General features: G+C 63.2%; 16 protein-coding genes and 1 pseudogene. 7 read left to right on the plus strand and 10 right to left on the minus strand.

The annotated features are described in order from the left end of the window. The first annotated feature begins 125 nt into the window (after window positions 1-125). Window positions 126-1,028, plus strand: coding sequence for a LysR family transcriptional regulator (locus tag C3F36_RS18895; RefSeq protein WP_041212776.1), 903 nt, complete (start codon window positions 126-128; stop codon window positions 1,026-1,028). 181 nt (window positions 1,029-1,209) lie between these two features. On the opposite strand, the gene glpK is transcribed toward C3F36_RS18895, so the two are convergent. Together glpK and C3F36_RS18905 are read right to left on the minus strand one after the other, a co-directional pair. Beyond that, window positions 1,210-2,712: a glycerol kinase GlpK gene (gene glpK, locus C3F36_RS18900; RefSeq protein ID WP_010674229.1), complete on the minus strand. Its 1,503-nt coding sequence runs from the start codon at window positions 2,710-2,712 to the stop codon at window positions 1,210-1,212. Between the two features lie 54 nt (window positions 2,713-2,766). Further along, entirely contained in the window at window positions 2,767-3,615 is an 849-nt protein-coding gene (locus tag C3F36_RS18905; RefSeq protein WP_039038615.1) for an MIP/aquaporin family protein, read from the minus strand. A gap of 490 nt (window positions 3,616-4,105) precedes the next feature. Between C3F36_RS18905 and glpT the strand changes: the two genes are divergently transcribed. The 6 genes from glpT to tyrA all read left to right on the plus strand — a co-directional run bounded on the left by glpT (window position 4,106) and on the right by tyrA (window position 12,133). After that, window positions 4,106-5,461, plus strand: coding sequence for a glycerol-3-phosphate transporter (gene glpT, locus C3F36_RS18910; RefSeq protein WP_104455683.1), 1,356 nt, complete (start codon window positions 4,106-4,108; stop codon window positions 5,459-5,461). A 101-nt stretch (window positions 5,462-5,562) separates the two neighbouring features. After that, a complete protein-coding gene (locus tag C3F36_RS18915) occupies window positions 5,563-6,321 on the plus strand; it encodes a DeoR/GlpR family transcriptional regulator (protein ID WP_010674233.1) in 759 nt (252 codons plus the stop codon). A gap of 451 nt (window positions 6,322-6,772) precedes the next feature. Next, window positions 6,773-8,260 carry a glycerol-3-phosphate dehydrogenase gene (glpD, locus tag C3F36_RS18920; protein ID WP_104455684.1) on the plus strand — a complete coding sequence of 496 codons (1,488 nt, stop codon included), beginning with the start codon at window positions 6,773-6,775 and terminating at the stop codon, window positions 8,258-8,260. Between the two features lie 102 nt (window positions 8,261-8,362). Then, a complete protein-coding gene (gene glpQ, locus C3F36_RS18925; protein WP_104455685.1) occupies window positions 8,363-9,442 on the plus strand; it encodes a glycerophosphodiester phosphodiesterase in 1,080 nt (359 codons plus the stop codon). A gap of 359 nt (window positions 9,443-9,801) precedes the next feature. Continuing rightward, window positions 9,802-10,875: a 3-deoxy-7-phosphoheptulonate synthase gene (locus tag C3F36_RS18930; RefSeq protein WP_010674236.1), complete on the plus strand. Its 1,074-nt coding sequence runs from the start codon at window positions 9,802-9,804 to the stop codon at window positions 10,873-10,875. Between the two features lie 118 nt (window positions 10,876-10,993). Then, window positions 10,994-12,133, plus strand: coding sequence for a bifunctional chorismate mutase/prephenate dehydrogenase (tyrA, locus tag C3F36_RS18935; protein ID WP_104455686.1), 1,140 nt, complete (start codon window positions 10,994-10,996; stop codon window positions 12,131-12,133). 114 nt (window positions 12,134-12,247) lie between these two features. Here tyrA and hdfR read toward each other — a convergent pair whose 3' ends face one another. The 8 genes and pseudogenes from hdfR to C3F36_RS18975 form a co-directional block, all read right to left on the minus strand. Further along, on the minus strand, window positions 12,248-13,123 hold the full coding sequence (gene hdfR, locus C3F36_RS18940) for an HTH-type transcriptional regulator HdfR (RefSeq protein ID WP_053288564.1): 876 nt from the start codon (window positions 13,121-13,123) through the stop codon (window positions 12,248-12,250). Beyond that, on the minus strand, window positions 13,123-13,479 hold the full coding sequence (locus C3F36_RS18945) for a DUF413 domain-containing protein (protein WP_010674239.1): 357 nt from the start codon (window positions 13,477-13,479) through the stop codon (window positions 13,123-13,125). Before C3F36_RS18945 ends, hdfR begins: the two co-directional genes overlap by 1 nt. Window positions 13,480-13,770: 291 nt before the next feature. Next, window positions 13,771-14,253 carry a serine protease inhibitor ecotin gene (gene eco / locus C3F36_RS18950; protein ID WP_010674240.1) on the minus strand — a complete coding sequence of 161 codons (483 nt, stop codon included), beginning with the start codon at window positions 14,251-14,253 and terminating at the stop codon, window positions 13,771-13,773. A 194-nt stretch (window positions 14,254-14,447) separates the two neighbouring features. Then, window positions 14,448-15,005, minus strand: a complete 558-nt coding sequence (locus C3F36_RS18955; protein WP_043155288.1) for an Lcl C-terminal domain-containing protein — start codon at window positions 15,003-15,005, stop codon at window positions 14,448-14,450. Continuing rightward, window positions 15,002-16,369 (minus strand): Lcl C-terminal domain-containing protein, encoded by a 1,368-nt coding sequence (locus C3F36_RS18960; RefSeq protein ID WP_103858821.1) that lies wholly within the window; start codon window positions 16,367-16,369, stop codon window positions 15,002-15,004. Before C3F36_RS18960 ends, C3F36_RS18955 begins: the two co-directional genes overlap by 4 nt. A 50-nt stretch (window positions 16,370-16,419) precedes the next feature. Beyond that, window positions 16,420-18,831, minus strand: a pseudogene (locus tag C3F36_RS18965) (proprotein convertase P-domain-containing protein). 29 nt (window positions 18,832-18,860) lie between these two features. After that, entirely contained in the window at window positions 18,861-20,903 is a 2,043-nt protein-coding gene (locus C3F36_RS18970) for a prolyl oligopeptidase family serine peptidase (protein WP_104455687.1), read from the minus strand. After that, complete coding sequence (locus C3F36_RS18975) at window positions 20,903-23,041, minus strand: TonB-dependent hemoglobin/transferrin/lactoferrin family receptor (protein WP_373369074.1); 2,139 nt, start codon at window positions 23,039-23,041, stop codon at window positions 20,903-20,905. The genes C3F36_RS18970 and C3F36_RS18975 overlap by 1 nt, the downstream gene beginning before the upstream one ends. Window positions 23,042-23,064: the final 23 nt, after the last annotated feature.

The raw sequence follows: 23,064 nt of genomic DNA on the forward strand, positions 1-23,064 counted from the left end.
CGGCATTGTACTGGCAAGGGCGCAGATAAAACAGGTGGTGCGTCACGATACGAAGCGACGCCTGTCTTGCCAACTCCCGGCCATTGCACCTATAAAGACCCATTACTCTTGCCAGGATGACAACAATGAAGACCCATTCCGATGAATTGACCCTGTTTGTGGCGGTGGTGGAGGCGGGCAGCTTTCGCCAGGCGGCGGAGAATCTCGGCATGGATAATTCCGTGGTGAGCCGCGGCATCAAGCGCCTCGAAGAGAAGCTCGCCACCGTGCTCCTCAACCGCACCACGAGGCGGGTCAGCCTGACCGAGGAGGGGAGCTGGTTCTATCAGCGGGCGGTGAAGATCCTGACCGAGATGAGTGAGGCGGAAGGGTTGCTGCTGATGCGCCGGGAGCAGCCGGAGGGCATATTGCGGGTGGACGCCGCCACCCCCTTCATCCTGCATAGATTGGTGCCCATCATCGGCGAGTTTCGCCGCCGCTACCCCGCCATCGAGCTGCAACTGCACAGCTCCGAGGGCTTCATCAACCTGATGGAGCGGCGGGTGGACATGGCCATTCGCATCGGCGAGCTGACGGACTCCTCCCTGCGGGCCCTGCCCCTTGGTCGCTCCAGGCTGCGGCTGCTGGCCTCCCCCGACTATCTGAAGGCACGCGGTACCCCGCGCCAGCCGGCTGACTTGCTGGCTGGCCACGAGCTGCTCGGTTTTTTGCACCCCGATCACCTCAATCATTGGCCCCTATTGAGCGAGGAGCAGGGGGACCGATTCGCCATCACCCCGACCCTGCGGGCCAGCAGCGGGGAAACCTTGCGTCAGCTGGCGCTGGCGGGGCAGGGGATCGTCTGCCTGTCGGACTTCATGACGGGGGATGACAGGGCGAGCGGGGCGCTGGTGGAGGTGCTGGCCCGCAGCAACAGCGGCGCTTCGCGCCCCATCCATGCGGTCTTCTACTCCGATGCCCAGCGGGACATCCGGCTGCGGGTCTGGCTCGATTTCCTGAAAGAGCAGCTCGGTGCTGAGGCGTTGTAGGGGGTATGCCGACAGTTCAAACCCCCTCCACGAGGGGGAGGGGGCATTTTCTTCCACCCCTTGGCAAGGGGAGGGCTGGGGTCGGGGGCGGTCAGAACAGTCGTGCTCGCCAATAAAAAGAGGCCGACATCGCTGTCGGCCTCTTTGCTTTTTTCATCTCAAGGACGCGTCGGTTACCCCATCACTCCTCTTCGGCCCAGCGGCGTGAGCGTTCCACCGCCTTCTTCCAGCCGCTGTAGCGCTTGGCGCGATCGTCGCGGTCCATCTGCGGAATGAACTCGCGGTCCACGCTGAACTTGTCTTCCAGCTCTTCGGAGCTCTTCCAGAAGCCCACGGCGAGGCCGGCCAGGAAGGCGGCGCCCATGGCGGTGGTCTCGATGCGGGTCGGACGCACCACAGGGGTGTGCATCATGTCAGCCTGGAACTGCATCAGGAAGTCGTTGGCCACGGCGCCGCCATCCACCTTCAGGGCTGCCAGCTTGATGCCGGAGTCCTGCTGCATGGCATCCAGCACGTCGCGGCTCTGGTAGGCGATGGATTCCAGCGCCGCACGGATGATGTGGTTGCGGTTGGCGCCACGGGTCAGGCCGACCATGGTGCCGCGAGCATACGGATCCCAGTAGGGGGCGCCCAGGCCCACGAAGGCCGGCACCAGGTAGACGCCGTTGGTGTCGCCTACCTTGCTCGCGAAGTAGTCGGTATCGCGGGCATCGTGGATGATCTTGAGCTCATCGCGCAGCCACTGGATGGTGGCGCCACCCATAAATACCGCACCCTCGAGGGCATAATTCACTTCCCCTTTCGGGCCGATGGCGACCGTGGTCAGCAGGCCGTTGCTGGAGCGAACCGGCTCGGTGCCGGTGTTCATCAGCATGAAGCAGCCGGTACCGTAGGTGTTCTTGGCCATCCCTTTTTCGAAGCAAAGCTGGCCGAACAGGGCGGACTGCTGGTCACCGGCGATACCGGCGATGGGGATGCGGGCGCCGCCGCCACGGGTGGTGTAGCCATAGACCTCGGAGGAGGGTTTGACTTGCGGCAGCATGGAGGCGGGGATGCCCAGCTCGTCCAGCATGCGCTCATCCCACTTCAGGTCGCGGATGTTGTAGAGCATGGTGCGCGAGGCGTTGGTCGGGTCGGTGACGTGCACCTCGCCGTTGGTCATCTTCCACACCAGCCAGGTGTCGATGGTGCCGAACAGCAGCTCGCCGTTCATTGCCTTCTCCCGGGCACCTTCCACGTTGTCCAGGATCCACTTCACCTTGGTACCGGAGAAGTAGGCATCCAGCACCAGGCCGGTGTTTTCGCGAACGTACTCTTCCAGGCCGCGGGCCTTGAGCTCTTCGCAGATGGCCGCGGTGCGGCGGCACTGCCAGACGATGGCGTTGTAGATGGGCTTGCCGGTGGCCTTTTCCCAGACGACGGTGGTTTCACGCTGGTTGGTGATGCCGATGGCGGCGATCTGCTCGCTGTGCAGGCCGCTCTTGGCCAGCACTTCGGTGAAGACGGAGGACTGGGTCGCCCAGATCTCCATGGGGTCGTGCTCGACCCAGCCCGCTTTCGGGTAGTGCTGGGTGAATTCGCGCTGGGAGGTCGCGACGATGTTGGCGTCCTGATCGAAGACAATGGCACGGGAGGAGGTGGTGCCCTGGTCCAGCGCAACGACAAATTTCTTTTCAGCAGACATGATGTTCTCCACGTTTTTATTTTCCACGTTGTTACACGTTGGGGAGGGCCGCTCTCAGGCGGCGGCCTCTTCTTTGTTAGACAGCTTGGCGGCTTCTTCGGTGGCGACGCGGTTGCCCGGGACGCAGGGAGCCAGCACTTTCACATACAGGGCGGTACCGATTTGGGCGCCGACGATGGGGCCAAGGATGGGGACCCAGAAGTAGGGGTTGTCACGACCACCGGTCAGGGCCACGTCACCCCAGCCAGCCACGAAGGCGAACAGTTTGGGGCCGAAATCACGGGCCGGGTTCATGGCAAAGCCGGTCAAGGGGCCGAGTGAGGCGCCGATCACCGCGATCAGGATGCCGATGAGCAGGGCGGCGGCGAAGCCTTTGGGGGCGCCGTTGTTGTTGTCACCCAGTGCCATGATGCCCAGCATCAGGACGGCGGTGATCACCATCTCGACCGCGAAAGCCTGCATGTTGGAGAGCAGGGCATTGGGGTAGGTGGAGAAGATGCCTGCGGTGCCGAGGCTCTCGACGCTGCCGCGCACCACGTTGTGGGTTAGCTCCCACTGGGTGAACAGGTTGCTGTAGAGGGCGTAGACCAGGGCGGCGGAGGCGAATGCCCCGGCTATCTGGGCGATGATGAAGGGCACCACCTTGCGCTTGTCAAAGCCGCAGAAGGTCATCAGCGCCAGGGTCACGGCAGGGTTGAGGTGGGCACCGGAGATGCCACCGGTGACATAGATGGCGATGGCGACACCCAGGCCCCAGGTAATGGAGATTTCCCATTGCCCGAAGTTGGCGCCAGCCAGCACCAGGGCGGCCACACAGCCGACGCCGAAGAAGATCAGCAGGCCGGTGCCGATAAACTCGGCGAGGCACTCGCCAAGCAGGGTATTGGGTCTTTGTATGCTCATAGTTGTTATTCCTTATATCCACCCACAGTAGGTTTGATGTTCCGTTTTGTTATCTTTCATTCCCATTCATTGCGCCCGAAAACGTTTCTTCTTGTTTTTTGAGCTTGCGCAAACGTTATGCTCGTTTGCGCTCGTTCTTGGACGAGAGAGAAAATAAACCTTCTGCGTCAATTCACCATACCCCCGCCACCGGAAATGTGGGCAAGATCCCATTCATTGCTAAGAAAATGTGACGAAAAGCAACAGTTGTCGGCCATATTACTCCTTAGTGAGTAGCCAAAAGCCACGCCATGCGTGGGCTGACCCTGGATGCGCGTTCACTCACTGCGTCACAATTTTTGTAATAAAACTGCAATAATTTAGCGCTCATCACAGATTAAATGTTCACAAATGAGCACAATAGGCTCGCTTGCGAATTAAGACGCGTCTGATCGCCGGCATGAGCGGGGCGTCCTCAACCGCCCAGAACAACAATAAAAGGAAGCAGAACATGCTTAGTCTCTTCAGGCCTGCACCCCATATCGACCGGCTGCCGGCCGACAAGGTGGATCCCTTCTACAAACGCATGCGTTGGCAGGTGTTCTTCGGGATCTTCTTCGGGTATGCGGGTTACTACCTGGTACGGAAAAACTTCAGTCTGGCGATGCCCTACCTCATCGAGCAGGGCTTCTCCCGCGGGGATCTGGGTCTGGCCCTCTCCGGCGTCTCCATCGCCTACGGTCTCTCTAAATTCCTGATGGGGAACGTGTCGGACAGATCCAACGCGCGCTACTTCCTCTCCGCCGGTCTGCTGCTCTCGGCAGGCATCATGTTCATGATGGGGACCATGCACTGGGCTACCTCCAGCATTGGCATCATGTTCGTGCTCCTGTTCCTGAACGGCTGGGCACAGGGCATGGGCTGGCCCCCCTGCGGCCGTACCATGGTGCACTGGTGGTCGCAGAAGGAGCGGGGCGAGATCGTCTCGGTCTGGAACGTGGCCCACAACGTGGACGGCGGCATGATAGGCCCCCTGTTCATCCTCGGCATGGGTTGGTTCAACGACTGGCGCAGCGCCTTCTATGTGCCTGCGGCGGCGGCGGCGGCCATCGCGGTGATCGCCTTCTTCGTGATGCGCGATACCCCGCAATCGGTCGGTCTGCCCCCCATCGAGGAGTACAAGAACGACTACCCGAAGGATTACAACGAAAGCCACGAGCAGGAGTTCTCCGCCAAGGAGATCTTCATGAAGTACGTGCTGCACAACAAGCTGCTCTGGTACATCGCCATCGCCAACGCCTTCGTCTACCTCATCCGTTACGGCGTGCTGGACTGGGCGCCCACCTATCTGAAAGAGGCCAAGGACTTCAGCGTGGATCACTCCTCCTGGGCCTACTTCCTCTATGAGTGGGCGGGGATCCCGGGCACCCTGCTGTGCGGCTGGATCTCCGACAAGATGTTCAACGGCCGCCGTGCCCCGGCAGGCATCCTGTTCATGGTGCTGGTGACCCTCTCCGTGTTGGTCTACTGGTTCAACCCGGCGGGCAACCCGACCATCGACATGATGGCCCTGGTCGCCATCGGCTTCCTCATCTATGGCCCCGTCATGCTGATCGGCCTCTACGCCCTGGAGCTGGCGCCCAAGAAGGCGGCCGGTACCGCGGCGGGCTTCACCGGCCTGTTCGGTTATCTGGGTGGCGCGGTCGCGGCCAACGCCATGCTGGGCTACACCGTTGACCACTTCGGCTGGGACGGCGGCTTCATGGTGCTCACCGTCTCTTGCGTGCTCTCCATCATCCTGCTGGCCATGACCCTCAAGCACGAGAACGAGTCGATTGCCGCCAAGGCGGCTGCCCATAAGGCATAAAACGTGATCCTGACCTTATCGATTGGAAAAGGGATCAGGTACACTGCCAAAGGCCCCGCACCTGCCGGGGCCTTTTTTCGTCTCATCTGCGGAGTGCAAGCGTGAAGCAAACCCAACGACATCTGGAGATCCTGGACGTCCTGACCCGGCAGGGTTTCGTCTCGACCGACGATCTGGTGACCCATTTTGACGTCAGCCCCCAGACCATTCGCCGGGATCTCAACGATCTCGCCGAACAGAACAAGATCCGGCGCCATCACGGCGGGGCCTCACTGCATTCGAGCACCGTCAACACCGCCTACAGCGCCCGCAAGGTGATGCAGCTCAAGGAGAAGGAGCGCATCGCCCGGGAAGTTGCCGCCAACATCCCCGACGGCTCGTCGCTCTTTATCGACATCGGCACCACCACCGAGGCCATCGCCCGGGCCCTGCTCGACCACCGGGAGCTGCGCGTGGTCACCAACAACCTGAACGTCGCCAGCATCCTGACCGCCAAGGATGACTTCACCGTCATCATCGCCGGCGGCGAAATTCGCAACCGGGATGGCGGCATTGTCGGGGAGGCGACCCGCGACTTCATCGGCCAGTTTCGCATGGACTACGGCGTCATCGGCATCTCGGGCATCGACAGCGACGGCTCCCTGCTCGATTTCGACTATCACGAGGTGAAGATCGCCCAGGCCATCATCGCCCACTCCCGCCAGGTGTTCCTGGCCGCCGACCACACCAAGTTTGGCCGCAACGCCATGGTCAACCTCGGCAACCTCAACCAGATCCACGCCCTGTTCACGGATCAGGAGCCGCCGGAGAAGCTGATGCGACTGATGTCCCAGCATCAGATCGCCTGCCATATCTGCTGAGCTTCCCCGCACAGGCATCAGGCCGCCTCGGGGCGGCCGCTTTTTTTTCTGCCCCCCCCCCCGGCCTGCGGCGTCTCCCTTGCGGCGCCTAAGAGGCCAGTTCCTGGCGCTGACACACCTTCTTTGACCCCTGATGTTGCCCCCGCACTCGGGCGCCAGGTTTGCACCGACGCTAGACGCCTGCGAGGAATTCACGCCATCGCCTTCATCACCTTGCTTCATGGGCGCCCCCATCCGGGACTCTTTGTTCTCTTCCCTGCCCGAAATGGCTGTTTCCGACATGCCGTAGCCTTGCCAGGCCGTCACCGACTGGCAGCATTTTTAGCATTGTGAAAACAATCGCGATCACATTTCTCTCACTAAATGTTCGTTTATTGGTTTTTCATGTTCTAATATGAGCGAAATCAAACATTGCTGTCATGGCAAACACAAAATAAGAAAGTAGGTGAACATGAGCGAACATTATGATCTGGTCGTCGTCGGCGGCGGCATCAACGGGGTCGGCATCGCGGCAGATGCGGCGGGGCGGGGGCTGAAGGTGGCGCTGTTCGAAGCGAGCGATCTCGCCTCTGCCACCTCGTCAAACTCCAGCAAGCTGATCCACGGCGGCCTGCGCTATCTCGAACATTACGAATTCCGGCTGGTGAAAGAGGCGCTGGCGGAGCGGGAGGTGCTGCTTGGCATGGCGCCCCACATCGCCCGTCCCATGCGTTTTCGCCTGCCGCACCGACCGCACCTGCGCCCGGCCTGGATGATCCGTGCCGGCCTCTTTCTCTATGACAACCTGGCCAAGCGCGACAAGCTCAAGGGGAGCTGCGGTCTGCGCTTCCTGCCGCAGGACGGTCTCAAGAGCGGTATCCACAAGGGCTTTGAATACTCGGACGCCTGGGTCGACGACGCCCGCCTGGTGGTGCTCAATGCCATGCTGGCGCGGGACAAGGGTGCCGATGTGCAGACCCGCACCCGCTGCGTCAAGGCGGTGCGCGGTTCCAAGCACTGGACCCTGACGCTCGAGCGGGAAGGGGGCGAGCAGTTCACCGTCAGCTGCCGCGGTCTGGTCAATGCGGCGGGCCCCTGGGTCAAGACCTTCTATGACGAGAGCCTGCACGAGAAGTCCCCCCGCGGCATTCGCCTCATCAAGGGGAGCCACATGATAGTGCCGCGCATCCATGAGCGCGAAGAGGCCTACATCCTGCAAAACGAGGACAACCGCATCGTCTTCGTCATCCCCTACCAGCAGGACTATTCCCTCATCGGCACCACGGACGTGGAGCACAAGGGCAGCCCGCGGGAAGCCAAGATCAGCGATGCCGAGATCAACTACCTGTGCAAGGTGGTCAATGCCCACTTCACCAGGCAGATAAGCCCGGCAGACGTGGTGTGGACCTATGCCGGGGTGCGCCCCCTGTGTGACGACGAGTCCGATTCACCCCAGGCGGTGACCCGGGATTACACGCTCGAGCTCAGTGGTGAATCCGACGGCGCGCCGCTGTTGTCGGTGTTTGGCGGCAAGCTCACCACCTACCGCAAGCTGGCCCAGGCCGCCTGCAACAAGCTCAAGCCCTGGTTCAGCCAGATGGGAGAGGACTGGACCGCCTCCTGCCGGCTGCCCGGTGGCGAGTTCGACTGCTCGGTGCGTGAACTGGCGCGTGCCTTTGCGCTGGAGTTCGACTGGCTCGATGATCGCAGCGCCCTGCGCATCGCCGAGGCCTATGGCGCCCATGCCCGCCTCTGGCTGAAGGAGGAGCGCGGTCAGCACTTTGGCGCCGGGCTGTATGAATCCGAAGTACGCTATCTCATCGCGCGCGAATGGGCCCACTCCCTGGAGGACATACTGTGGCGCCGCAGCAAGCTGGGGCTGCGCCTGTCCGAATCCGAACAGCAGCAGCTCGGCGCCTGGCTGCTCGAACACCACCACGCCCTGCCCAAGGCCAGCTGATGACCCACGGCGGGCGGCCTTTGCCGTCCGCCGTCAAACTGCAATAAACCCCTGCTATAACAATTACCTGCATCCTACACACCATAACAACGAGACCTCTTGATGAAGCAACCTCACCGTACCCTGATAGCCCTTGGCCTCGGGGCCGCCCTGGCGCTGCCCGCACTGGCGGCCGACGAAGGCAAAATCGTGATCGCCCACCGTGGTGCCTCCGGTTACCTGCCGGAACACACCCTGGAATCCAAGGCCCTAGCCTATGGCATGGGGGCCGACTATCTGGAGCAGGACCTGGTGATGACCAAGGATGACCAGCTGGTGGTGATGCACGATCACTTCCTCGATGGCATCACGGACGTGGCCGAGCGCTTCCCCGGCCGGGCCCGCCCGGACGGACGCTACTATGTGGTGGATTTCACCCTGGACGAGGTGCGCTCCCTGCGCATGACCGAGCCGTTCCAGCTGGTGGACGGCAAGCAGGTGCCGGTCTATCCGGCGCGCTTCCCGCTGTGGAAGTCCAGCTTCAGGATCCATACCTTCCAGGAAGAGATCGAGATGATCCAGGGGCTCAACAAGAGCACCGGCAAGCACATCGGCATCTACCCGGAGATCAAGGCTCCCTGGCTGTTCCGCCACGAGGGCAAGGACATCTCCAGGGCGGTGCTGAACGTGCTCAAGGAGTACGGCTACACCAGCAAGAGCGACAAGGTCTATCTGCAGTGCTTCGATGCCAACGAGCTCAAGCGCATCAACGGCGAGCTGATGCCCGCCATGGGTATGGACTTGAAGTTGGTGCAGCTGATGGCCGAGACCGACTGGAACGAGACCATGGTCTATGACGCCAAGGGCAAGGCGACCCCCTATGACTACGACTGGATGTTCAAGCCGGGTGCCATGAAGACCATCGCCACCTATGCCGAGGGAATCGGTCCCTGGAAACCCATGGTGGTGACCGAGCCGGGCACTCCCGGCAAGCCGGTCTTCACCGGCATGGTGAAAGAGGCCCACGCCGCCGGCCTCAAGGTGCATCCTTATACCTTCCGTCAGGATGAGGGGCAGATCCCGGTCTATGCGAAAGACTTCACCGACCTGCTCAACATCTTCCTCTACCAAGCCGATGTGGATGGGGTATTCAGCGACTTCCCCGACAAGGCGGTCGAGGCTATCAAGGCTCACGGCAAATAATAAAAGAAGAGCAACACGGGAATGCAAGCGGGGCCAGGTGTCCCGCTTTTTTGTGCCCGGCATTATCGCCGGGATGAGGGGCCATGAGAGGGGGCAGAGAGATGATATTGAAATGGATGGGTGTAATCTAAAGTTTACGATTTGGGGCTGATCTGGCCTCGCGAGTCGCTACTTTTGAGTTGTTTCACTCTGCTTCCTTGGTCATTTATCCATCTATCAGCGTGCTAAGACGCTAGTTTCACTTGATTGTTTGTTTTTCCTTGGTAAGGTGGGGGCGGTTGCGTAACAAAGTGCTGACTTGTGTAAACATAAATGAACGATCGGCGCCCTTGGCTTGAAACAGTAGAGAGAATGAGAAAATGCAAAGAGATCCCCTGAACAACATCCATATCCAGTCCGAACAAGTGATGATCACGCCTGCCCAGCTCAAGGAGAAACTGCCCATCTCCGATCGCGCGCTGGCATTCGTGCAAGGGGCCCGCAATACCATCGCCGACATCATCCACCGTCGCGATCACCGCTTGCTGGTGATCTGTGGTCCCTGCTCCATCCACGACATGGACGCCGCCAAAGAGTACGCAACCAGACTCAAAGCGCTGCATGACGCCTATCAGGACTCTCTCTACATTGTCATGCGGGTCTACTTTGAGAAGCCACGCACCACGGTCGGCTGGAAGGGCTTTATCAACGATCCGAACCTGGACGGCACCTTTGACGTGGAGCTGGGTCTGCACCGCGCCCGCGAGCTGCTCTGCTGGCTGGCCGAGCTGGAGTTGCCGCTGGCGACCGAGGCGCTCGACCCCATCAGCCCGCAATACCTGGCGGAGCTCTTCTCTTGGTCGGCCATCGGTGCCCGCACCACCGAATCCCAGACCCACAGGGAGATGGCGTCCGGCCTCTCCATGCCGGTCGGCTTCAAGAACGGCACCGACGGCAACCTCGGCACCGCCATCAATGCGCTGCAGGCCGCTTCCAGTCCTCATGCCTTCATGGGGATCAACCAGCAGGGTCAGGTCGCGCTGCTGCAGACCCAGGGCAACCCGGATGGTCACGTGATCCTGCGCGGCGGCAAGCACCCGAACTACGACTCGGTCAATGTATCGCTGGCGGAAGAGGCGCTGGAGAAGGCGGGCCTGCTGCCCGGTCTGGTGGTGGATTGCAGCCACGGCAACTCCAGCAAGGATCACCGGCTGCAGCCCAAGGTGGCCGACAACGTCATTCACCAGATCCAGGAGGGCAACCGCTCCATCATCGGGGTGATGCTCGAATCCAACCTGTTCGAAGGCAACCAGTCCAGCGAGCAGCCCAAGTGCGAGATGCGCTACGGCGTCTCCATCACCGATGCCTGCATCGACTGGGAGACCACGGATGCGCTGCTGGCCCGCTGCCACAGCCAGCTGGCGGCACCACTTTTGGCCAGAACATCGGCATAAGCCGTGGTATCTTGTTGTAACTGATTGAACCATCGAGGTATCACTGCCCACGCAGTGATACCTTGTTGCCTCTTGAATGACAGGGCGTCGCTGCGGGCGGCGCCAGCAGGGACTGGACATGGCGAAAGAGTTGAATGCCCTCAGGGACAAGATAGATGCGGTGGACAAGCAGCTGATTGATCTGCTGGCCGCTCGTCTCGCCCTGGTGGGGGAAGTGGGGGAAGTGAAAAGCCGGCACGGCTTGCCCATCTATGCACCGGATCGGGAGGCGAGCATGCTGGCCCGCCGCCGCGCCGAGGCCGAGGTACTGGGGGTGCCGGGGGACCTTATCGAGGACGTGCTGCGCCGGGTGATGCGCGAGTCCTATATTCTGGAGTCCGCCAGCGACAAGGAGCACCACTTCAAGTGCATGAAGCCTGAGCTCGGCAAAGTGGTGATCATCGGTGGCCAGGGACAGCTTGGCCGCCTGTTCGGCAACCTGTTCAGCCTCTCGGGCTACCGGGTCGAAACCCTGGGTCAGGCCGATTGGCCACGCGCCGACGAGATCCTGCATGGCGCCGGGCTGGTGATGGTGGCGGTGCCCATCGACGTCACCTGCCAGGTGATCGACCGGCTCGGCAACCTGCCTGAGAACTGCCTGCTGGTGGACGTGACCAGCGTCAAGAGTGAACCGCTTGCCCATATGCTGGCAGTACATCAGGGGCCTGTGCTGGGGCTGCACCCCATGTTCGGACCGGACGTGGCGAGCCTCGCCAAGCAGGTGATCGTCTGCTGTCAGGGACGCGAACCCGCCGCCAGCCAGTGGCTGCTGGAGCAGATGACCATCTGGGGGGCGCGTTTGCAGCAGGTGGAGGCCAGGGCCCACGACGAGGCGATGACCTTCATTCAGGCGCTGCGCCACTTTGCCACCTTTGCCTACGGCTGGCATCTCTCCCGCGAGCAGGCCAACATCGACCGCCTGCTTGCCTTAAGCTCTCCCATCTACCGGCTGGAGCTGGCCATGGTGGGACGGCTGTTCGCCCAGGATCCCCATCTCTACGCCGACATCATATTGTCGTCGCCCCAGAACCTCGCGATGATCCGCCGCTACTACCAGAACTTCGGCGAGGCGCTGGGCCTGCTGGAGCGGGGAGACAGGGAGGGCTTCATCGAGGCCTTCAGCCAGGTCTCCGGCTTCTTCGGCGAGCGGGCGGAGGAGTTCCTGCGCGAGAGCCGCACCCTGCTGGCCCAGGCCAACGATCGTCGTCATCACGGCTGATGCACAAAGACATCCATACAAAAGGGGCCTGATGGCCCCTTTTTCATGTTGTTTGTGCTGCACCGATAACCAGGGTAGATGAAAACAGAGGTCAGGGTGTGAAATCGCCCTGTTTCATGCGGCAGGCGGTTGACGCAAGTCGGCGTCATGCCAGCCCAGCGGCAGGGTGAGCAGCTGATCGATCAGCTCCCGGCGGTCGGATTTCTCCAGATAGGCGAGGTAGAGCGGGCGGCTCAGGGATTGGCCCCCTTCCACCAGATGAAGCTGCCCCTGCTCCAGGAAGGGGCTCACCATGCGCCTTGGCAGGTAGGCGGCGCCGCCGTTGGCCAGCACGAATTGCAGGGCCATGCTGGCGGAGCTTGAATGCAGAACTGGGGTCTTCTGCAGGCTCTGCAATCGGCTCGATGGCGGTTCGAAGCTGGTGCCCCAGTCGAGATGAATGTGGGGCATCTGCATCAGGCTGTCGGCGTTTGCGGCCGGCTCCCGGCTCACCAGTTCGAACACCAGCTCGCCGATGGGGTGCAGGGCAATCTCGTCGATCTTGGTCGGCTCGGAGAGCAGGGCGAGATCGAGGGAGCGCTCCAGCAACTGGCGACAGAGGTGCTCGCGGGAGGCGGTTTCGAGGCGCACCGCGAGGCCGGGGGCCAGGGCATAGACATGGTTGAGCCAGTCGTTGAAGTCGAGCTCCCAGAAGACGGCGGGGGCGCCGATGGCAAGCTGCTGGCTGAAACCGGGGGAGAGGGCCACGTCCTGCTTGGCGCGCCCCAAAGTATGCAGAATGGCGTCTGCGTAGGGCAGCAGACGCTCACCGGAGGCAGTCAGGCGGATGTTGTTGCGATGACGGGCAAACAGGCTGACCCCGAGTTGCTGCTCGAGCTGGCGGATCCGGAAGCTCACCGCCGACTGGGTCAGGTAGAGATTTTCAGCCGCCCGGCCAAAGTGCCGGGTCTTGCTGACCTCGATGAAGGTCCGAAGCAGCTCGGTATCCATTAATCGAGGGACTCGTCGCTGCCGCCACCGCCGCCTTCAAAGCTGCCACCCGCATCTTCATTGGCGCCGCCTGCGACGGTGCACAGACGGTGCACGCGCTTGGGACCAATCACCTTCAGGTATTTGAACCACACCTTGGCGTGGGGGTTGTTGCCGGCTGCGCCGGATTTGACCTGTTCGATAAAGGCACTTTCTACGTCATCGCGCGGGGCCAGGTTGCCCTGATAGAGCGCCAGCATCACGGTGCCATATTTTTCCAGACTGTCCGCTTCGGCCACGGTGAATTCGCCACTGCGACGCAGGCCACGGGGAAAATGTTTGAAGTCGTTGAAACGCTTGTCTGATTCGAAGCTCATAGTGCTCTTGTTCTGGTTAGTTTGACCTTTGCGGGCAAGTATCATCAGGCCGTCGCAGAGTGCAAAATCAATTTTCTTACTATGTTAATAAATATCTTTTATCGAACAGGGTTTGTCGCATCCCGAGGGGGCATTTTGCGGTGCGCTGCACAAAAAAGCCTGAAAAATAGTGGAGTTATGTCAGATTTTGTACAGGAAAAACCGCTCAAGAACGGGCTCGGAAGCTAAAAATAAGGCGCCGTATGGCGCCTTTTTATCATCATGACTGAGCTGAACCCGAGTGCGCGGCACTCACTCAATCATGGCTGGCTGTGCCAGGTTGTCGGCACGCCACAGACGATAGCGCACCTCGTACTCCTGGGGCACATAGATGACGAAGGGCAGCTTGGAGTTGTAGTTCACGAAGAAGCCCTGACCGTAGATCTGGACGAAACTCTCCTTCTTCTGGCCGTCTGGGCAGGCCATCAGGGTGCTGACGGGGCCGGTGACCTGGCCCAGGGTCAGGTAGTTGTAACCCCAGCCCTTGACGCTGTGCTGTTCCAGATTGCCCGCGAAGCGGGGCAGGTTGCAGTCGACCAGCATCTTCTTGCCGACTTGCAGCTCGACCATCATGTCGGCTTCGTTCTCGACTTCCGGCAGACGGATCACGACACGTTCCTGGTTCACTTCGGCGGCGGGGAACATGCTGATATCAAATTTTTTCGGTTCGGCGGCGAAGGCATGGCCACCCAATAACAAGGCGCCCAGCAGGCTAAAACGCAACACGGTTTTCATCTGTACCTCTTGGGATTGGTTCAACGCCGCTAGACTAACCGCTCTGCCGGTTTCATGCCAGCGCTGCGGCGTGCAAAACCGCCCTGAACAGGCATCACATGACGCAATTTGATGCTTTTTTGACGGTCAGGGTCACCCTGGCGCTTCTTGCATCGTGTCAAACAGGGGGCCGGGTGGCCCCCATGTCCAGGCTGTCACCTCACCAGCAGGACCTGTTTCGCCCAGGCGCGGGGGGCGCGCTGGGCGACGGAGCCGCTGGTGATGTCCAGGTAGGCGACGCCCTGAAGGGCCGGCACCGGGGTGGAGGACCAGAGATAGACATAGCCGTCGTTCACCTCCTTGCCATCCCCGGCCATGGCGCGGGGGAAGATGGTTTCGTTCAATGCCGGTTTGTAACAGGCGGACTCCAGAATGCTGGCGAGCTCCTTGATGGTGGGCAGGCGCCAGTCGTGATGACCACCAAAGCCATACAGGGCATGGCTCGGTTCGGTGCGGATCCGTTCCGCCGTCTGCAGTGCCTGTTGCCAGTAGAGGCGGGTGGGTTCCCCCTCGCAGCTCTGGTTGCGCCAGGTCTGGCCGAGCTGGCAGCGCATCCAGGTCAGACCGGTGCCCCTGTCGGTGACGGTGCCGTTGCCGTGATCCTGGAAACGGGCGGTGGGGCTGGTACGGGGCAGGGCGTCGTCGCAGATGGCGATGGCCAGTGCCAGGGGGCTGCACAGGGTGAGCAGCAGGGTCAGAAGATACTTGTTCATCGGGTTACCTCGGCCACAAGGCGCAGTTGTATGGCATTGATTTCATTTTCGTTCTGGACGCCATAGGGGTAATCGGTGCCCGCATCCTCCCCCAGGAACTGAGGGCTGATGACGGCGATGGGGACGCTCTCGAGGCGCCGGGATGGGGTCAGGGTCTGGGTCCAGTAGCTGCCATCGAAGTCGCCGCTCGAGGGACCGACGTCGGGGAAGTAGCGCACATCCAGGGTGACGAGCTGGCCATCCTGGCGGGCGAGGGAGCCGTAGTGTTGCAGGCTGCCTAGCTCCTGGGCCGTGGGCAGGCGCCAGTGCCCTATGCCGCAGAGTCGTTGTCCATTTAGCCATTGGCGATACTGCTCGGTGGAGCAGATAGCTTCCCCCTCGGGGCAGGCATAATCCAGCTCCGCCTGACTGGGGTGATAGTTGCCAAACTCCCAGGCGAAGACTTTGTGCAGATCCCGCGGACTGTCCGGATCATCGAGCTTCTTCTCCCAGACGAGGCCGGTATTGAGATCCTCCACGCACTCCCACTCGTCGGCATTGTCCGCCAGGGGTTGCCCCTTGCCGTCCAGCTTGCGATAGCGCAGGGGCGCCTGGCCCAGGCTCGCCTCCTGGCCCGGGTGATCCGCAGGCTCCTGGGTCAGCAGGTAATCCACCCCGTCCGTGTAGGTGGTGACGCCGCTGGCGGTCACCAACGCCCTAGGTTGCTGCTGCATCAGCACGGCGGCGAGTCTGGCCTGCTGGCTCAGTAGCTCGGGGCTGGCGGCAAAGTGCCGGGCGAGCTCGGGCAGCAGGGTGACCAGCCCCTGCCAGATCTGCAGGCGGCGTTCGCTGGCGGCCAAGGTGGGCAGGGTGGCCTCGTCATCGAAGGCGGCGAGGGCCAGCTCGGCGAGGGCGCGGTTGAAGTCGCCCAGCTGCGCCAGTGCCGCCAGATCTGGGCCGGGGTGAAGGGGGGCCAGGGCGAGCAGCACGTCCGTCAGGGCCTGAGCCGGTGGCAGCCCGTCCGAGATACGCGTCTGCAGCAGGGTGCTGAGGGGGCTGGGGGTGAGGTGCTGGTTGTCCTGGCGCGCCGCCGGGTGGGCCAGGGGCAGGGCGGCGGGATCCGCCGGAATGAACAGCAGAGGAGTGGTGAGCAGATCAGGGTGGCGCCGGGTCAGGGAGTGGGCACCGGCCTCGCCGCTGACGGCGGGCTCATTGGCTTCGCAGCCGTCGTTCTGGTTCAGGTTGATGCACAGGGTGCCCGCAGCGGGCAGGCTGACCGTCAGGCGGTAGTCCGGCGCGGTCAGGGGAGCCTCGTCCGAACCGCCGCCACAGGCGCTGAGCAGGGGGGCCAGCAGGCAGACGATCGGGGTCATTCTCATGGTCATGGTGTGTCCTTGGAGGGGCCTTGGCCCCTCTCTTCTTTATATAGGGAGAGTCAGAGGCGACGCAGACGGCGCCACAGGGCCAGCGGCAGCAGCCAGAGCAGGGGGAAGGCACCCCCGCCACTGCTGTCCGAGGTATCGAAGCGGATGATGCCGTCATCCGGCACGGGCACGGTGTTGCCGCACTGGGCGCCGGTACGCTGACTGATGCTCCACCCGTTCAGGAAACCCTGATTGCCCGGTTTGCTGTCCACCACCTCCAGGGTCCAGCGACCGGCCAGGGGTTCTCCTTCGAAGGCGCTGAAGGGTTGCAGGGACTGCAACTCGGTGGGGAAGACCCCTTTCAGGCTCGGCAGGGGGCTGTAACCCTTGTCCCAGATCTGGACCCGGGTGCCGGCGGGGGAGCTGAGCCAGATCTCCAGCTCATCCAGCGCCTCGTGCTGCAGATCCAGGCTCAGTTGCAGCCTGTCGCTCACACGGGCATCGCTCTTCTCCAGCAGCAGGCTGGTTTCGCTCAAGCCGCGCACCTCCTCGCTCTGGGCATCGTTCAGTCGCTGTGACCGACCACTGGCCCGGCTGATGACGGGGGTGCCGATGGGCAGGGTCAGGGATTGCTGCCACTGGCGCTCGGTGGGGCTGGTACCGCTCATGGCGAGATTCACCGAGAGGCTCGCCTCGTCGCCGCAGGCGAGCGGGCTCTGGGCCAGCAGGCGCAGGGTGGTGGTCATGCTGGCACCGGCGGCCAGAGTCGCTGGTTGCCAGTTGTCAGGATCGGCCTGCAACCCGGTTGGCAGGGTGAGGGCCAGCTCGTTGAGGGTCACCTCCCCCTTGCCCGGGTTGTTGAGGGTCAGCTGCACCGACTGGCGCTGCCCCAGCGGGATGGCGCTCCCCTCGGCTAGGGCGATATTGACGGGAGCTTGCAGCAGCCCGTGCTGGCGAAATGCCTGCTCCAGCAGACGGGCATAGGCTCGCGTCGGGTAGAGACGGGCGGCGGTATCCACGGTGATCCGGGCCAGTTGCGGCATTCGAATGGCCGGCCCCAGGCCGAAGTGGGATTCGATGATGACGCGATCAAACTCGTCCCTGGCCGCCTCGCCGTGCTCGGCTACCGCCGTCAGCAGGGCCTGGAACAGCGGGGTGCCCCAGAGCTGATCCCCGTTGCTGCCGTTGATGGTGCGGTGGGCGGGGTAGCGGTAGTCCGGATGGTAGCGGGCGCGCAGATCGTCGAGCTGGCGTGGGGTGCGGTCGGTGAAGCGGGCATCCCAGTTGAACACCATGGCGGGTTCGAACTGGCGACCGGCTTCGCTGCGCTGACGATGACTGGCGGCCAGGTAGTCGCCAAAGCCCTCGCCGATGGCTCCCCAGTCACCCTCTTCCCCGAGATCCGGCAGGATGTGGTGCTGCACCCCGTGGCCGAACTCGTGCCAGATGACCATGGGATCCTCGGCATCGGGCACGCCGCTGCGACCCAGCTCCAGCCTGCGTTCGAACGGATCGTAGAGGGAGTTGTCCTGATAGCCCGCGTCCGTATCGATGTCGAGCGCCCCGGGGATGAGATCGGTGAAGCCGAGCGCCTTGAGGTGGCGCTGGGCGAGATCCAGATGGTAGTAGGCGTTGATGTCCGCAAAGCCGCGATCGTCCCGGGTCAGGCGAAAACCCTGCACGTCACTGCTGCTGTAGGGGGCCGATTCGGGGGCCATGACATCCACCACCCTGGCATGGGGGCCGCTCAGGCGATACTGCCCGGCTTGCAGGCTCACCGGCAGGGGAACCGGATCCTGATAGGCGGCCTCTGCCAGCACCAGCGCGTCGTGCCAGACCAGGCTGGCGTCCTGCAGGCGGGTGCGGGGATCGGGGTCGAACACCCGGGCCTGAACCTGCATATCGCCTGCGTCGGCGACATGCAGAGGGCGGGTGGTTGCCTGATCCCCGAGACGGCCAAGCTCCTGCTCCCCGTCGCAACGGGCAAACAGCTGCACCTGGCTGGCCTTGCCATTGCCTGCCTTGTGTTCACGCACCCGCTGGCGCAGGGCTGGCACCAGGGTATCGCCGTCTCACCAGTACCAGGTTTCGACCGGTCCCAGCGTCTCTATCTGGTTGCCGTCGGTGCGCAGGGTGGCGAGCAGGGGATCCAGGGTGCCGCTGGCATCGCAGCCGGGCGCTGTGCTCTGCAAGGGGCGCAGGTTGTGATAGAGGCGCCAGGGGCGGCCGTCCCCGTCGACACTGACGGCGGCCTGGGTGGCGGCCACCGGCAGGCCGTTCACCAGCTGGCGAAAGCTGTAATGGTGGCCGAGCAGGCTGGCCCTGTCGTAGTCGGGGGCGAGGAGCACACCGAGGCGCTGCTCGAGCCAGCGCTTCGGCGTCGTGGTCAAGGGTTGTTCATCGACAAACTGCAGATCGGTCGCCAGCAGCGGCGATGAGATCAGGGTTGCCGCCAGCCAGAGGGCCAGGGAAGAGGGTTTCATGGTTCACTCCAGAAAAAGAGGACAAGGGGTCAGTGGTTGACGCCCGCCAGGGTGAGCAGGAAGGCATACTTCTGCGCCGCACGCAGCGCCGCCGTTCGGGGGGCGCCCAGGTGGCCGCCGTCGAGTTCGGTGCGCAGCAGATAGGGGCCTGTTCCCGTGCTATGGGATCGCAGGCGGGCTATCCACTTGAGGGGTTCCCAGTAGGGCACCTGACTGTCGTGCAGGCCGCCCGTCACATAGACGGGGGGATAAGGGGCCTTGTGCAGGTTGTCGTAGGGGCTCAGGCGGCGCATCGCGGCATAGTCACTCGGGATGGCCGGATTGCCCCACTCGGCGTACTCCTGCCGGGTGAGGGGCAGTTCGGGATCCTGCATGGTGCCCAGCAGGTCGACGAAGGGAACTTGCAGCACGGCCCCGGCGAAACGGGTGGGCGCCTGGTTGAGTGCCGCTGCCACCAGCAGGCCGCCGGCGCTGCCGCCCATGGCAAACAGCCGGGCGGGATCGATGGCGGGATCCCGTGCCAGGGCATCGGCCACGGCGAGAAAATCATCCACGCTGTGCTGTTTGTCCCGGCCACGACCCTCCCGGTACCAGGATTCGCCGAGCAAACCGCCCCCGCGCACATGGGCGATGGCGTAGACAAAGCCGCGATCCAGCAGGCTCAGCACCCGGGGCTGGTAGTAGGGACGCATGGGGGTGCCGTAGGCCCCATAGCCGTAGAGCAGCAGTGCCCTGGGGTGGGTAATGCCCTTGCGCCAGACCAGGGAGACAGGCACCTTGATCCCATCCTTGCCCGCGATCCAGCGTCGCTCGCTCTGATAGGGGGAGGTGTCCCTGCTCTCGGGTGTCCCCTCCCAGGCGCCGGAGGCGAGATCCAGCCAGCGCTGGTGAGGTGGCTCGGCCATCCCCTGGCGGCGAATGAGCACCTTGTCGCTGGCCGGTTCCTGGCTGCCCTGGATCCAGGCCGTGCCTGCGCCATCGGTGAGCGGCAGGCTGTGGATCAACGCACCTTTGGCGTCCAGCACATCGAGCCAGTCATCCCCTTCCTTGCGGTATTGCAGCACGGTGTGCCGGGCAAAGAGGCGCCACTTCTCGAGTTCCCGGCCCTCGCCGGACCAGAGCCGTTGCCACTCTCCCTTCGCCACCAGGCTCAGGTCGGCCACCTGATAGAGGCCGAGGGCGCCGTCCCGGTTGCTCTTGAGCAGCACCCTGTCCCCCTGGGTATCCAGGTAGTATTCGAGGCCGCGCTCGCGCCCCTTGAGCAGGTCGGCCCGACCCGCGTCCAGCAGGTATTGCTCCGAGCTGTCGTGGTTGTTGCTTTGCAGCACCAGGTGGCGGCGATCCGTGGTGCGATAGAGGCCGAGCAGCCAGGCGGGATCGCGCTCCTCATACACCAGGGTCTCCTTGCCATCCTGCCAGGCCAGTAGTTGCCAGGGGCGCAGGGTCTGGTGCTCGTTGGCGAGGGTGTAGAGGGTCTTGCCATCCAGACTCCAGAGCAGATCGCCGGCGCGGTGAGGCAAAGAGGCCAGTGTCTCGCCACTCGCCAGATCCAGCAGGGTGATGCGGTAGTCCCGATCTCCCCTGCGGTCTTCGGCCAGGGCAAGCAGTTGCCCGTCCGGGTGCAGGGCCCAGGCGGCGCGCTCGTAATACCCCTCGGCCGGCTGGCGGGGAGCCAGCCGCTTTCGGGGGGCGGCATTGGCGTCGCTGCGTTGCCACAGGCTGCCGTCCGCCTCCATGCGCCACTGGCTGCCAGCCTGACTCAGCCAGTCGTCCGGCACGGGGTCGCCCCGCTCCCGGCCCTGCCACTCCGTCTGCAGGCGCTGTACCAGTGGCGCCTGGCCGGCGAGCTGCCGCTCGGTCCAGCGGTTCTGCTCGCGCAGCAGTGTCAGGAGGGCGGGATCCTGACGGCTGTCGTCACGCCAGCCACCATAGGGATCGAGGCGGGCTATCTCCCCCTTCATCAGTCGCGGGCGCTCGGGGATGAGGGGCGCGGCCTCCAGGGTTGCCTCAGGCAGGGGGGCGGCGGGGGCCGGCGTGGCCAGCAGGCTGGCCAGGATCAATAGGCTGTGCATCAGATCCCCACGAAGGTGTAGCGCAGGCTGGCACTCAGGGTGCGGCTGCTCTGGGTGAAGAGGGAAGCATCGGTCCCGGCTTCCAGCCCGGCCACATCCTGATAGCGGGTGTAGCGGGTGTCGAACAGGTTGTCGAGCTTGAGGTTGACCTTGAGGGCGTCGGTGACCAGCCAGTCGGCCGTCAGGGCGAAACTGAGCCAGCCGGCACTTTCGAGGCAGTCCCCCTGGCGGCCGGTCAGGCTGTTGCCGCAGGTGGGCACCCGGCTCATGGCGGCGGCATAGTCCGCCTGAATGCCCAGACTCCACTCATTGGCCTGATAGCTCAGACGGGTGTTGCCCTCGAGGGGCGTCAGGGTGCGCAGCGCTTCACCTTTGTTGTCCTCGCCATCGACCCAGCCGAGCTTGGTGGCGAGCTCCCACTCCTGGGTCAGCCAGTAGCTGGCGGCGAGTTCGGCCCCCCAGGTTTCGGCCTTGGCGACGTTGCGATATTGGCGCAGGATGACGCCATCGCTCAGGCGCAGCCCCACCTCGCGCCAGTCGATGAAGTTGTAGTAGCGGTTGTAGAAGAGCGCTGGCTTGATGCTCCAGTTGTCCCCCTCGCCACTCAGCCCCCACTCGATGCTGTGGCTGGTCTCCTCCTTGAGCCCTGTGTTGGCGATGATCTCGAAGGGCGGCAGAGCGAAGTAGTGGGGGATGTTGCCGTACACCTTGTCGTAGGAAGGCGCCCGGAACCCGTTGGCATAGCTGAGCCAGCTGCGCCACTGGTCGTTGAAGCGGTAGCTGGTGGCCAGGCTCGGGGAGAGGTGCCAGCTGTGGTTGCTGTCGTGGCTGCCGTCCAGCGGCGTGAGCCACTGGTGATCCATGCGCAGGGTGGGGGTGAACTGCCACTGGCCCAGGCTGGCCACGTCGCCGAGCCAGACTCCGGCCCTGTCGGTACGGGCGCGGCTGAAGGGGGCGGACTGGCCGGGTTGGGGAATGCCGGCCTCCAGACTCAGCTTCTCCACCGGCCGCTCGTGGGTGGTGCGCTCGAGCTCGATGCCGTAACTGAGCTGATGGGCGAGAGGGCCGGTGGCGAGATCCCGGCGCACATCCAGCTCGGTACCGATCCTGTCTTCGGTGAAGGTGGCGAGTTCCCGTTCGCTGCGATAGCGCGGATAACCGCTCAGCAGATCGTTTTGCAGCAGGCTGCGCTTGTTGGCGGTGTTTTTCGAGTGATTGCCGTAGGCACTCCAGGTTAGACTGTCGGCCAGTATTGTGTCGAGGTTGCTCGCCTCCCAGGCCAGCTTGCCCCCCTGGGTGCGTTGGCTGCCCTGCTCGTGGTACTGGCGCACCTGCCACTTGCCATCGGGCTGGGGCACTTCGCGCGGCCCCTGATCCCGCTCGGCGTTGTCCTCGAAGTAGTCGAGTTCGAGGCGCAGCAGATGATGTTCGTTCAGCTGGATGCGAGAGCTGGTGGAGGCGCTGATGCCATCCAGATCCGCCGGGATGCGGCTCTCGTCGTAGTTGGCGGTCTCATGTCCCTGCCAGCCGGAGAGGCGCAGCAGGTGTTCGGTATCCCGTATCCGGGCGGCGCCGGTGGCGCTCAGCTTCTGCTTGTCACTGCTGCCATCGTGCAGCACCTTGCTGCTGAGATAGGCATCCTGGCCCTGAAGGTAATCTTCCGGCTGCTTGGTGCTGATGACGATGGTGCCGCCGATGGCATCGGAGCCATGGAGGGAGGAACCGGCTCCCTTGGCCACCTCTATCTGTTTGACATCGTCGAGATCGAAGCTGAAGCGGCCCACCTTGTCGTTGAGGTCGTCGGCGCCAAAGCCGTCGCTGACCCGCACCCCGTCCTTGATGATGAGCACCCGGTTGCCGCCCATGCCGCGGATGATGATGTTCTGGGGGCGCCCGGCGGAGCCGGTCACCGAGACGCCGGGTTCGTTCTTGAACACATCGGTGAGCTCGGTGGCAACCTGGCGATCCAGATCCTCTTCCGTGATGACGGTGATGGAACCCGACACGTCGGAGAGCTTCTGCTCGATGCGCTGTCCCTTGACCACGATGGTTTCCCGCCCCTTGAGTTCGGGGTGCATGTCCGTTGTGTCGACCCCGGCGGGATCGCTGGCAGCCAGCGCCGTACCGGACAGCAGCATGAGCCAGTAGTGAAGAAGTCGAA

This window comes from Aeromonas sp. ASNIH2 (genome assembly GCF_002934795.1).
Taxonomy (GTDB): domain Bacteria; phylum Pseudomonadota; class Gammaproteobacteria; order Enterobacterales; family Aeromonadaceae; genus Aeromonas; species Aeromonas caviae.